This is a genomic window from Alistipes intestinihominis, assembly GCF_040095975.1.
In the GTDB taxonomy this organism is placed as follows: Bacteria; Bacteroidota; Bacteroidia; order Bacteroidales; family Rikenellaceae; genus Alistipes; species Alistipes senegalensis.
In genome coordinates this window covers 1-12,129 of the sequence record NZ_JBBMFL010000020.1, presented here as the reverse complement: position 1 = coordinate 12,129, position 12,129 = coordinate 1, and the positions used below count along the sequence as shown (strand labels likewise).

Sequence of the window (12,129 nt, the reverse complement as noted above, 5' to 3'; positions counted from 1 at the left end):
GCGGACGGGTTAGGGCAGGGGATGAACGTAGAGCTGAAGGGTCGCGATGGTCGTTTGTCCCGCCTTGTCCGTAATTGTGAGTTTGAAGTCGTTGTTACAGTCGGAGGCGACCTGCTGCATCAGCGCAACGAATGGCGTGATAGAGATCGTCGGCAAGACGGTTTTGCCCGCAACCTCTTCGTTGACCGGGAACCCGAATCCGCTCAGGATGGCGGCGACTTCCTCCGGGCTGTTGCTTCCGGCGGCGGGAACGTTGCAGAGGTCGAATACGGCGGGGATGCCTACGCTCAGCAACTCTTCGGGAGTCAGTTTTTCGGAGATGATCTCCACGACCAGCGATTGGATGCCCGCTTCGGCCGTGATGTCGATGTCGATCGTTTCACCTCCGAAGATCTCGTGCCGCTGGGTGAGGTCGTGCCCCTGCCAGGCGACGGTCGGCTTTGCCGAACTCTTGCTGACCACGAGGCGGAGCTCCGCCGAGGTCGAGAGGCCCTTGGCGTCGGTCAGCGTGCAGGCGAAGGTGTGGGTGCCTTCGAACCCGGGATCGGCGTAGAGCATCGGAATCTGTCCCGCGATGTCGAACTGTTTGGAGGTCGCGCCGCGGAGCTTGTCGCCCAGCGGAAGCCCGAAGCCCGAGAGAATCGCATAGGCGGGGCCCTGCGTGGTGGCGCAGAGGTCGAGCGAATGGGGAATCTGAATCTCCGTGAGAGCGTCCATGAAGGCGGAGTTCGTCGATGAGAAGGTCAGCACGAGCGATTCGATGCCGTTGGGGGCGGTCAGATTCAGCGCGAAGGGCTCGGTGCACTTGCCGTCGGCGTCGAACATCGAGGAGGTGATCCGGAACGGTTCCGTGAGGTCGTGCCCGGGCCATTCGATCGCCGGGGCCAAGGGGTCGGGACCCTCTTCGAAGATCGGTTCCCAGACGTTCGCCGTGCCGTCGATCCGAATCTCTTCGTCCATTATGAAATTCTTAACGTCGATGTCGAATTTGATCCCGCCCTTGTCGGCATAGGTGATTACGAGCGTGATCTTGCGCCACTGTCCGGCCTTGACGTTGGGGATCTCCTTGTTGAACTGGAGGGGCGTTTCGGGCGTTTCGGCGAAAGCTCCCGTCAGGTTGAACTTGAGCGTGTTGAGCTCTGCGAGGGAGGTGAAATAGGCCGCGCGCGTCTCACCCTTGACAAAGACCATCGACGTTTCGCCCAGCGAGACCGTGGAGATCGTTTCGGCGGTAAACTGGTCTGCGAGGTCTTTCGAGCACGTGAGCGTCACCTTGATGTTGCTCAGCGTGCAGACGATCTCTTCGAGGACGGTGTCCTCGTTTTTTTCGATCGCAAAATCGCGTGCCGCGAAATAGACCGGATGGTCCCAGTCGGCGAGTTTCGAGGAGGGTTCCTCCGAACGGACCTCCAGTTTGTAGCTGCCCGTCGGAAGCTCCATCTTGCCGTCGGTCGCCGCCGTTTCGGTTCGCAGATTGGCATACGTGTCCTTGTAGACCGACGTGCCTTCGGCGTCGAAGATCTCGACGATGAATTCATCGACATCGGGCTGTGCCTCTTCGGCGCGCGTCTGGGGCTTGACCGTTTCGCCCGACGTGTCGTCGGGCTGCGTGTCGGTCTGGTCGTCGTAGATGACGCGCATCGTCATGCCGGCCATCGACAGATAGCCCGTGCCGTCCTCCGGTGCAGGGGTGGTGCCGGGTTCGTTCTTGTAGGCCGGTTCCTCGTTCACGCAGCCTGCCGCGAAGAGAATCGCCGTGATGGCTGCCGTCAGGATGATGGAAAAAGTCTTCATATTTCGTCGTTTTTTATTTGCTTGGAATGGCCTCTTCGTTCAGTTCGACGGGGATTACCCGCGTTTCGCCTTCGCCCTCGCCGAGGACGATGTTCAGCGAGGCGCTGCCGGCGTTCGATGCGTCGAAGGTGAAGATGTGGCAGGTGGCCGCCACGGTGACGTCGAGCGTCTCGGCGGGGAAGGTGTAGAGGGGGCCTTCCTTCTCGCCGTCCTGGCTTTGGCTGCGGGCCGTGCCGCTGACCGTGAGCGTCGTGCCCGTCTTCACCCAGATGCGCTCCGGGTCTCCGGTTCCGTCGGGACGGAACGTGAATTCGTTGCCCGAACCGGTCGTCACGGTAAACTCGGCATCGTGGTAGAATTTAGCGAAAGCCTCCGTAATCCGGACGAAGGTCTGCGATTTGGCGACATGGGCCGTCACTTGGGCGGTGTTGACGCGGCGGGCCGCTACGTCGATGTCGGTCGAACCGGAAAAATAGGGCTTGTCGGGTCCTTCGGTTTCGGGATCGCCGTGTTCGACGGCGATTTTGTAGGGGCCTTCGGCGAAGACGTTTTCTTCGGCCTCGAAAGCCGCGACGCTCTCCCACGAGCGGTCGAAATCGGTGCCCGTGATCCGCAGGGCGAATTCGCTGCCGTCCGGGGCCGTGATTTCGGTGCGGGTTGCCTTCGGGGAGGCTTTTGCCTCGGCGTCGATCGAGAGATCGGTTCGGCAGGCGATGCGGATCGTGCCGCAACCCCCCCCCGCGTTCGTTTCATTCGTTTCGTTACATCCCGCGACTGCGACGGCCGCCGATGCAAGGATGCTGATAAGATGTCTTTTCATGGCGGTTATTCGTTGGCGATGGATACTTTGATATTGTCGAGGTAGAGCCACGAATTGGCATTGGCAGCCCATGCACTTCCTGTAGAATTTACCTCCCAGGACAAACGATGCAGATTGGTGCAATTCTCGATAGTGTATGTTTTTTCTTTCGGTATAGAATTGAAATTTGAGTCGAGCGGAAGGTCGTCGAAGACCGTGGCACCACTGATATACCAATTTTGCTTACTGTCCGATTTGCTGTCTATCTTGCCTTGCGTAGTTGTATATCCGTATGCGGCGATCGGACTGTAACTATCGTTACCACCACGGCCACCGCCATAGTTGAATGATATTTTTACCGTAGGGGTTTTGTCTGGTTTTATGCCATTGAGCGGAGCCGAATCCAAACGTCCGTGGTATCGGGAAACGCCAAAGGCATTTTGCGAACGGCAGCAGACACGAATTGATCCTTCATTTCCTTCACCTTTTTCCTGAACTCCGGTGCGAGCTCCAGTCCAGCCAATGAGCCCGTATTGAGAAAGATCAGAGGCCGTAGTAGTTCCGTCAATCGTAGTCCCGTATTCAGCATTGTCATGGTCGCTGTAGCCTGTTATGTTGTTAAAATCCTCCTCCATCAGATAAGGTACGCTCAGGGTTGCGATGGTGTTCGTGCCTCCTGCCATCAGTTCCGGGATGACGAACGAACCGCCGCTGAGCAGGGCGTTTTCCGATTCGTAGCTGACGGCAACGGACTGACCCGCGAGGGCTTCGGGAAATTCGTCGAACACGAAGTCGAAATTGCCGGCCGTCTCCACCGGGAAGGTGAGCACGTTGGACCCCCCCCCGTTCAGATCGACACCTTCGGCGGCGGTCAGCGTGAAGCTGGTGATATTTTCACCGAGGGTGCTCTTGCCGGTGTCGGGCAGGCTGACGCGCAGGGTGGTGGGGCCGACGGGCGGAATGCTGTAAGAGATCGGGGTGGTGTGCCCCTCTGCGAAATGCTTCCCGGGGAACGTCTTCGGCCGCGATTCGCGGGTGGTGCCCGTGGCCGTGATGGTCACCTCCTGCTCCGACGTGAGTTCCACCGGCGCGATGACGGCATAGACCGTATCGTCGGGCTTCTTCGGGGTGTCGAAGCTGAGTGTCAGGATGTTGCTGCCGTCGGTCAGCTGCGGTGCGGCGGCGGGATCGGCGGCGTCCACCGTCAGGGTGCCCGCGACGGGTTCGGGGAAGGTCAGCGTGATCTTCGAAATCTCTTCGCCGAGGTCGTTCGACGGAATGCGGATCATTAGCACGTGGACCTTGTGATCGAATTCGAGGTTCACCATCTCGCTGTTGTCGCCCTGTTGCAGGGCCGTGCCTTCGACCGGGGCCGCGACCATGATGTCGCAGTCGCTGCTGAACGTGCCGTCCTGCTCGGCGGGAATCCGGTAGCTGGCCTTCAGACCCTCGGCCGAGACGGGTTCGGGCGATACGGCATAGTAGACGTAGGTGTCCTCCGGCATCTCCGGGACGGTGGCCGTGAATTTGGCCGTATTGTACTCCGCGTTGTAGTGCCAGAGCTTGAAAACCTGCCGGTCGATCGTCGTCTGCGCCTGGGAGTTGACGGCCCAGAGCACGATCCGGTCGTTGTCGGCCCACCGGACCGATTTGCCGTCTTCGTCCAGTTCGGTGCGGGTCTGCGCCCCGGTCCGAATCCCGATCTTCGGGCCCGAGCCTATCGAAACTTCGATGGTACCTGCTGCGGGTTTCGTGTCTGCTGCGGGAGTCTCGGAGCATGACGCGAACACCAGAGGCAGCGCAAGCAAGGTTGTCCAGATTCGTCGCATAGCGTAAGTTCTTTTACCTGAATGTCTACAAAAATAGGTACACGCCCGGTTTAGTGGAAATAAATTCAATGAACACCCGGTTTTTCATCACGAAAAGCCCTGTTTCCGGAAATTTTTCCGGAAGGATCGTATCCCTGAAAAGCCGTTCCGCCGGGGCGGCGTGCGTATGTGCGGGGGCTCTCCGACTCCGGCGCGCAAAAAAGGCCGCCCGGGAGTCGGACGGCCTGAATTGCAGGGTTCGGGCTTGTCATTTCACGTATTTGTCGAGCCAGCCGAAGAACTCGCGGTTCCAGACCAGCGAGTTCTGGGGTTTGAAGACCTGATGCGCCTCGTTCTCGAACTCCACGAGCCGCGCCGGGATGCCCCGCATGCGGGCTGCCGTGAAGGCTTCGAGCGACTGGGTGTAGGGGATGCGGAAATCCTTCTCGCCGGTGAAGATCAGGATCGGGGTGTCCCATTTCGTCACGAACTTGTGCGGCGAATTGGCGTAGGAGCGCTGCGCCGTGGCGTTCTTCGCGTCCCAGTAGGGGCCTCCGAAGTCGTTGTTGACGAAGAACAGCTCTTCGGTCTCGCCGTACATCGAGTCGAAATCGAAGATGCCGCAGTGGGCGATGAAGGCTTTGAAACGCTTCTCGTGGCATCCGGCGAGGAAGTAGACCGAGTAGCCGCCGTACGATGCCCCCACGCAGCCCATGCGTTCGCGGTCGGCCCACGGTTCGCGGGCCACGTCGTCGATGGCCGAGAGGTAGTCGCGGATGTTCTGTCCCGAGTAGTCGCCCGAGATTTGGTCGAGCCACTCCTGTCCGAACGAGGGCAGGCCGCGGCGGTTGGGAGCCACGACGACATAGCCCTGCGCGGCCATCAGCTGGAAGTTCCAACGGTAGCTCCAGAACTGCGAGACGACGCTCTGCGGACCGCCCTGGCAGTAGAGCAGCACGGGGTATTTCTCCGAGGCGTCGAAGTCGGGCGGCAGGATGACCCACGCGAGCATCTGTTGGCCGTCGGTGGTCTTCACCCAGCGTTTCTGCACCTCGCCCATCCGGATGTTGTCGTAAACGGGTTTGTTAATGGCCGACACCTGCGTCAGCGTGCCGTCCGCCGGGTTCACGTCGAAGAACTCCGTGGCCATCGAGATCGTGCACATCTCGGCGGCGATCCGGCCCGATGTCATCGTGAAGGCGTTGATGTCGTGGTCGCCGCGGGTGACGACCTCCACTTCGCCGACCGACGGCTCGATGCGGCAGATCTGGTGCGTGGCCTCGATCGGGGCGATGAACCAGAGACGGTCGTTGCCCTCCCAGACGACGTTCATGGCGTTGTAGTCGAAATCCTCCGTCAGGTCCTGCATCCCTCCCGACGCGCAGTCGTAGAGGAAGAGCCGCGCCTTGTCCGACTCGTTGCCCGGGCGGCGCTGCGAGAGGAAGGCGATCTTCGAATCGTCGGGCGACCAGACGGGATATTTGTCGTAGCCGACCATCTCGGCCAGGTCGAGGCTGGCTTCACTCTGACATTCGGATTTGCCTGTGAGCGGTTTGCAGATGTTCTTCGTTTCGCCCGACGCGAGGTCGTAGACGAAGATGTCCGAATCGGTCGATACGGCGTATTCGGTGCCCGTGAGCGGTTTGCAGGTGTAGGCCAGCTTGTCGCCGGCGTTGCTCCAGGCGATTTCGGCCATGTCGAAGTAGGGGGCCAGCGGGGCGTCCCACTGTGCGTCGGGCATGATGTCCTTGCCGCCCGTCACGAGCCCCTTGCCCAGCTCGCCGACGAAGATGTGGCGGTATTCGCCCTCGTCCCAGTAGTCCCAGTGACGGGCCATCAGGTCGTCGTAGATGCGGGCTTTCGACTTGTCCATGTCCTCGTAGATGTCCGACGAGCGGCGGTCGGCCGTCCGCACGGTCTGCACCCACCAGATGTGCTTCCCGTCGGGGCTCACGCCGAAGCCCTCCACGTCGGGAACGCCCTCGCCGTTGCCGCTGCCCGTGATCTGCGTCGCGTCGCCGCCCGAGGCGTTCATCCGCCACACCTGCATCGAACCGCCGCGGTCCGAGAGGAAGTAGATGTGCTGCCCGTCGGCGCTCCATTGCGGCGAGAGATTGTTCGACGTGAAGTCCGTCAGGCATGTCACGGCCTTCGAATCCATCTCCTCGACCCGGATCGTCGTCACGCCGCGGTTCTCGGCCATGTTGTAGTCGGTCTGCTGGTAGAGGAGCCGCTTTCCGTCGGGCGAGAGCGACGAACCGCCCGCACGGCTCATCTTCCACATCACCTCGGGGGTGAGGCGTCCGGCGGCGATCTCTTCGGCCGTCAGCGCATTGTCGATCTTCAGGGGCTCCGGGCGTTTTTCGCATCCGCCCGCTCCCGCAGCTGCAATAGCCATCATCAGGATAAGTTTTTTCATTTTCATTGAGGTTCCCTTATTTATTCTTAATTTTGTCGTCAAATCTTTTCGAACATGAACCGTACCGTCTATTTCGCCGACAAGGCCGTGTTATTCACGGCCGAGACCCCCGGAGGGGCGTGGTACGCCGTTTCAGCGGACGCTGGGGACGGCTTATCACGGGACAAGATACTGAATTTTCTCGAATCGCACAATAGCGTGGCCGTCGTGGCGGCCGATCCCGACGCGGCGTTCGCGGCGTTCGCGGCGGAGTTCACGCCCGTCGAGGCGGCGGGCGGCGTCGTGGTGAACGGCTGCGGGGAGTGGCTGATGATCCATCGCAACGGCCGCTGGGACCTCCCGAAAGGGCATCTGGAGTGCGGCGAGCGCATCGAGGAGTGCGCCGCGCGCGAGGTCTGCGAGGAGACCGGCGTGGCGGCCGAGGTCGTGCGTCCGCTGTGCGAGACGCTGCACGCCTATTATTTCCCGAAAACCGCGCGCTGGGAGCTGAAACGCACCCGCTGGTATGAACTTTTCACCCCGGCCTGCGCCGCCCTGAAACCCCAGACCGAAGAGGGGATCGACGCCGTGGCGTGGTGCTCCCCGGAGGAGGCCGCGGCGCATGCCGCCGCATGTTATCCGACCGTCAGGACGGTGCTCGCCTGCCTGAGAGGCGGGATGTAGGGGGCGGCCGACGCTTACGGCGCTGTACTCCCGGTTCTGCGCCTGCATGCAGAGACAAAGAAACACCCCGGAAACCTGCGAAACGGTTCCGGGGCGTTTTTCGTTGCGGAGCGGGACTCAGCGTTTGTCCTGCTCCCGGACATAGGCTGAGATGCGGTGGCTGCGCTTGCCGATGGGCACGCCCAGTCCGAGGGTCACGTTCATCGTGCTCTGCTTGACGGGTATCCACTGCGGCGTGTGCTTGCTGACCAGCATGTCGGTGGCGATGAAGAAGTTGATCCAGCTCGGACAGAGGTTCAGGGCCAGTCCCACGGCGCCGCCGCGGTTGTCGATCACCGAGTAGCTGCCCGTGAGCGAGAACCAGCGGACAGGGTGGAAATTGACCGATCCGGTGATGTTGTGCAGGGTTTTGTACTCCCAGAAGCGGGCCGTGTAGAGCAGGCCGATGCCGACCTTGTGGCGCCACACCTCGTATTCCAGACCGGCGTTGATCGACGCGCGCAGCATTTTCGATGCGCTCTTGCCGTCGGTCGGGTTGAATTTCAGCATCTCGAAGTCGAAATCCGGCGCGGGCTCCGTACCGTCGTCCGGCACCGTTACGCCCGTGAATTCGGTCTCCTGCGTCGAGGTTCCCGAGATGGAGTTCTTTTTGCTCCAGCTGATGAAGCCCAGGTCGTTCACGGCCAGCGACGCTTGCAGGTTGGGCAGAATGTCGTACGTGGCGCCCAGGTCTACGGCGAATCCGTAGCCGGCGGGTTTGGTGGGGTTGATGTCGATGTCGCCGATCTCGAAGATGTCGCCCTCCGCAGGCATGTCGATCTCGGCTCCGGCGGCCGTGACATCGATCGTACCCTGGGTGCTGACAGCCCAGCGGTCGTGCTGGAGCGATACGTCGAAGCGGTCGTAGATCATCTTCGCCCGGGCCAGTCCGGCGAGGAACTTGCCCCGCACGCCGACATAGAGCCGGTCGTCCATCAGCGGGAACGAGTAGCTGAACGCGGCTTCGAGGTAGGCGTCCATCGAGGTTCCGAAGTTCCGGATCTGCCCCTCCTTGCCGAGCTTGATGAACTCGAAGAGCGAGTAGGGCAGGTTGGCGTCCTCGTTGACCCGCACGTTGAGGTCGAACGACCAGAAATTCTTGTGGTTCTTGGTGAAGGCGCCGAATCCGATGACGTTCATGCGGAAATCGGCTCCCAGCAGGTTGTCGGTTTTGAGGTTTCCCAGCACTTCGGCGGCGGATACGGAGCTGTCGAGCAGCGTCACCAGCCTGCCGTCGCGCGGATAGAGGATGTTGTCGAGGGCGATGTTGCCGGCCATGTTGACCTGCACGCCGCCCAGTACGGGGATGTTCACGTAGCCGCGCAGCGGCGCGAAGGCGGGGTTGAACTGCGACCGGAAGGTCGAACCCTCCATGAAGTAGGCCGAAGGATTCTGCGCAGCGGCGCCGGTCGCGAGGAGCGCCGCCGCGATGAGGATGTATGGTTTTTTCATGCGATGGTGCTGTTTAGATGTCGAGTTTCAGACCTCCGTGTTTGATGAGGTGCAGTTTGATTTCGATCTGGGGCTTGTCGGTTTCGAAGCCCCTGCCCGGATAGTATTTTTCGAGCGTCACGGGGATGTTGATCGCGGCGTTGTCCACCAGCTGCCGCAGGCTCTCGGCATAGAGGCGGGTCTCCTCGGACTCCTCGATCTCGTTGATCTCCTTCGTGGCGTCCACCGTGACATCGAATTTCAGGAACGGGGCGGCCGCGGTTTTGAATTCCGGTTCGAGATACAGCGATACGGGCAGTCTGCTGACGATCTCCCCGGCGAGGTAGAGCGAGTTTTTGGAACTGCCGGACCCTTCGGGATCGAGGTTGTCGGCGATCATGTCGATCACGTCGTCGCTGATGTCCACGCGCCCGATGTTGTAGTCGATCGGTTCCACGCTGAGATCCTCCGTCAGATAGCCGCTGAACTGCGATTTGACCTCGTTGAGAACCCGTTGCTCGGTATTGCGGACCGCCGTCCGGAACGCCTCCTTGAACTGAGTTTCGTACTGATCTTCCGCCGGAATCCCGAGTGCGCCGGCGATTTTATGGCGGTAATCGGTCCACATCATGTCGGTCATCACATCGAGTTTGGCTGCGCTCGACTGCATTTCTGCGACGAGGGCGTCGAAAAGCTCGTCGGTGTAGGAATTCCGGGAGAGCAGGACGAGATCGACGAAATCGGCGTTCCCGGGCAGCTTCGAGGGAAGCCATTTGTCGGCTTTCTCGCAGAGCTCCAGGATGTTGAGATCGCCGTTGGCGATGTCTTCCAGGGTGACGAGCACCCGGGCCAGCGGAACCTCGAATTTCGAATCGTCGCCGCCGATGGCGATGTTGTCGGTATCGACGTTTTCGAGATCGTAGTCCTTGTCGATGCACGCGGTGAGGAGTGCGCCGGCCAGAATCGGTAGAAAAAGTTTTCTCATAGGCTTGGATTACGTTGAAAATGATGGTGGCACAAATGACGTTCCGACGAATAAAACAAAATACCGGACTTTTTTCGGTATGTTCCGCCCTGCCGGCGAAAACCTCCGGCGGGGAATTTTGCCGAAAAATTGCTACATTTGCCGAACGTATGGGCGGAACCGAGAACAACAGCCTTCGGGAGCAGGTCGCCCTGCTGCCGCTGTCGCCGGGCGTCTACCAGTTTCTGGACCGCTCGGGGACGATCATCTACGTGGGCAAGGCCAAGAGCCTGCGCAAACGGGTGTCGTCCTATTTCGTGCAGTCGAAGGAGCACAGCCCCAAGGTGCGCGTGCTGGTGAAGCAGATCGCCGCGATCCGCCATATCGTCGTGGGCAGCGAAACGGACGCCCTGCTGCTCGAAAATTCGCTGATAAAGACCCTCCAGCCGCGTTACAACATCCTGCTGAAGGATGACAAGACCTACCCGTGGATCGTGGTCCGCCGGGAGCATTTCCCCCGCGTGCAGTCCACGCGGACCCTCACGCGCGACGGGTCGCAGTATTTCGGACCCTACGGTTCGGTGATGATGCAGCACAGCGTGCTCGATTTCATCCGCGAGGTGGTGCCGCTGCGCACCTGCAAACTCAACCTCGACCCCGGGGCGATCGCCCGGGGCAAATACACGGTCTGCCTGCAATACCACCTCGGGAACTGCAAGGGGCCCTGCGTCGGACGGCAGTCCGAGGAGGAGTACGGACGGCTGCTGGAGATGGTCGTTTCGGTGCTGAAAGGCGACCTGCGGCCCGTGCGGCAATACCTCGAGGGGGAGATGGCGCGGGCTGCCGCGGAGCTGAAATTCGAACTGGCCCAGCGTTACAAGCAGCGGCTCGACGCGCTCGATAACTATGCGGGCAAGTCGGTGATCGTCAGTGCGAAGATCGTCGATGTCGATGTCTTTTCGCTGCTGCCGGACGACGACGTGGCATGGTGCAACTTCGTGCGCATCCGCCACGGCTCGATCGTGGGTGTCTCGACGGTGAAGCTCTCGACGGGCGTCGGGGGCGACGAACGCGACATGCTGACGCTGGCCATTCAGCACATCGTCGAACACATCGCCGGGGGCGGACTGGCCCGCGAGGTGATCGTGCCGTTCCTGCCCTCGACGACCCTGCTGTTCGACGGCGTGACCTTCACGGTGCCGAAGCGCGGCGAGAAGCTCGAACTGCTGGAGTTTTCGCAGAAGAGCGCCCGCATCTACCGCGCCGAACAGCTGAAAAACCTGGAGATCAAGAATCCCGAACGCTATGCCGACCGGCTGATGAACGCCATGCAGAAGGAGCTGCGCCTCGACCGGCAGCCGCGGCACATCGAGTGCTTCGACAACTCCAACCTGCAAGGGAGCCATCCGGTGGCCTCGTGCGTGGTCTTCCGCGACGGGAAACCCTCGCGCAAGGAGTACCGCCACTTCAACATCAAGACCGTGGAGGGTCCCGACGACTACGCGTCGATGCGCGAGGTGGTCTTCCGGCGCTATACGCGCCTGATGGCCGAGGGGGCCGAGCTGCCCGACCTCATCATCGCCGACGGCGGAAAGGGGCAGATGGGGGTGATCCACGAGGTGCTGGAACGCCTCGGGCTGGACATACCCATCGCCGGACTGGCCAAGGACGACCGTCACCGCACGGCCGAACTGCTCTGCGGATTCCCGCCCCTGCTGGTCGGCATCCGTCCCACTTCGCCGCTTTTCCACTTCCTGTCGCAGATTCAGGAGGAGGTGCACCGCTTCGCCATCGCATTCCACCGTCAGAAACGCAGCAAAGCATTTATCCACAGCGAGCTGGAGCAGATCGAGGGGATCGGCGACAAGACGGTCCAGACCCTTCTGCGCCATTTCCGCACGGTGGAGAAGGTCCGCGCAGCCAATATCGAGGAGCTTTCGGCGTTGGTGGGGCCTGCGAAAGCGAAAAAAATCAAGGCTTTCTTCGAAAAATAGGGCGATTTTTTGAAATTTCGTGAAAATCGCGTATCTTTGCCCTCCCGATTCGCCGCGCGATGCGGTCGTTTGCCCGGATGGCGGAATCGGTAGACGCGTTGGTCTCAAACACCAATGACAGCAATGTCGTGCCGGTTCGACCCCGGCTCCGGGTACAGGAAAAACTGCCTAATTCATTGATTTCAATGAATTAGGCAGTTTGTAATAGAGGGATTTTC

Annotated in this window: 8 protein-coding genes and 1 tRNA gene; 3 read left to right on the top strand and 6 right to left on the bottom strand. The window is 60.8% G+C overall.

Translation table 11 applies throughout. The annotated features are described in order from the left end of the window. Window positions 1-9 precede the first annotated feature (9 nt). The 4 genes from WMO46_RS13855 to WMO46_RS13840 all read right to left on the bottom strand — a co-directional run bounded on the left by WMO46_RS13855 (window position 10) and on the right by WMO46_RS13840 (window position 6,826). Window positions 10-1,794 (bottom strand): DUF4493 domain-containing protein, encoded by a 1,785-nt coding sequence (locus WMO46_RS13855; protein WP_349094532.1) that lies wholly within the window; start codon window positions 1,792-1,794, stop codon window positions 10-12. A gap of 13 nt (window positions 1,795-1,807) precedes the next feature. Continuing rightward, window positions 1,808-2,614: a DUF4493 domain-containing protein gene (locus WMO46_RS13850; RefSeq protein WP_349094531.1), complete on the bottom strand. Its 807-nt coding sequence runs from the start codon at window positions 2,612-2,614 to the stop codon at window positions 1,808-1,810. 5 nt (window positions 2,615-2,619) lie between these two features. Next, the gene (locus WMO46_RS13845; protein WP_349094530.1) at window positions 2,620-4,422 is read right to left on the bottom strand and encodes a fimbrillin family protein; all 1,803 of its coding nucleotides are present in this window, start codon (window positions 4,420-4,422) and stop codon (window positions 2,620-2,622) included. Window positions 4,423-4,669: 247 nt separating this feature from the next. After that, window positions 4,670-6,826: a S9 family peptidase gene (locus WMO46_RS13840; RefSeq protein WP_349094529.1), complete on the bottom strand. Its 2,157-nt coding sequence runs from the start codon at window positions 6,824-6,826 to the stop codon at window positions 4,670-4,672. Window positions 6,827-6,874: 48 nt separating this feature from the next. On the opposite strand from WMO46_RS13840, the gene WMO46_RS13835 reads away from it, so the two are divergent. Next, window positions 6,875-7,483, top strand: coding sequence for an NUDIX hydrolase (locus tag WMO46_RS13835; RefSeq protein ID WP_195498181.1), 609 nt, complete (start codon window positions 6,875-6,877; stop codon window positions 7,481-7,483). A 117-nt stretch (window positions 7,484-7,600) separates the two neighbouring features. On the opposite strand, the gene WMO46_RS13830 is transcribed toward WMO46_RS13835, so the two are convergent. Beyond that, the gene (locus tag WMO46_RS13830) at window positions 7,601-8,974 is read right to left on the bottom strand and encodes a DUF5723 family protein (RefSeq protein ID WP_349094528.1); all 1,374 of its coding nucleotides are present in this window, start codon (window positions 8,972-8,974) and stop codon (window positions 7,601-7,603) included. Window positions 8,975-8,987: 13 nt separating this feature from the next. After that, window positions 8,988-9,938, bottom strand: a complete 951-nt coding sequence (locus tag WMO46_RS13825; protein ID WP_288661957.1) for a hypothetical protein — start codon at window positions 9,936-9,938, stop codon at window positions 8,988-8,990. A 149-nt stretch (window positions 9,939-10,087) separates the two neighbouring features. Here WMO46_RS13825 and uvrC point away from each other — a divergent pair, with 149 nt between their 5' ends. Together uvrC and WMO46_RS13815 are read left to right on the top strand one after the other, a co-directional pair. Continuing rightward, a complete protein-coding gene (gene uvrC, locus WMO46_RS13820) occupies window positions 10,088-11,911 on the top strand; it encodes an excinuclease ABC subunit UvrC (protein WP_019149543.1) in 1,824 nt (607 codons plus the stop codon). A gap of 71 nt (window positions 11,912-11,982) precedes the next feature. Further along, window positions 11,983-12,066, top strand: a tRNA-Leu gene (locus tag WMO46_RS13815). The last annotated feature ends 63 nt before the right edge of the window (window positions 12,067-12,129 follow it).

What these genes read in the sequence shown, in the direction of transcription:
- WMO46_RS13835 (WP_195498181.1), top strand. Translation starts at nt 6,875, where the DNA reads ATGAACCGTACCGTCTATTTCGCCGACAAGGCCGTGTTATTCACGGCC.
- uvrC (WP_019149543.1), top strand. Translation starts at nt 10,088, where the DNA reads ATGGGCGGAACCGAGAACAACAGCCTTCGGGAGCAGGTCGCCCTGCTG.
- WMO46_RS13840 (WP_349094529.1), bottom strand. Translation starts at nt 6,826, where the DNA reads ATGAAAATGAAAAAACTTATCCTGATGATGGCTATTGCAGCTGCGGGA.
- WMO46_RS13845 (WP_349094530.1), bottom strand. Translation starts at nt 4,422, where the DNA reads ATGCGACGAATCTGGACAACCTTGCTTGCGCTGCCTCTGGTGTTCGCG.
- WMO46_RS13830 (WP_349094528.1), bottom strand. Translation starts at nt 8,974, where the DNA reads ATGAAAAAACCATACATCCTCATCGCGGCGGCGCTCCTCGCGACCGGC.
- WMO46_RS13855 (WP_349094532.1), bottom strand. Translation starts at nt 1,794, where the DNA reads ATGAAGACTTTTTCCATCATCCTGACGGCAGCCATCACGGCGATTCTC.
- WMO46_RS13825 (WP_288661957.1), bottom strand. Translation starts at nt 9,938, where the DNA reads ATGAGAAAACTTTTTCTACCGATTCTGGCCGGCGCACTCCTCACCGCG.
- WMO46_RS13850 (WP_349094531.1), bottom strand. Translation starts at nt 2,614, where the DNA reads ATGAAAAGACATCTTATCAGCATCCTTGCATCGGCGGCCGTCGCAGTC.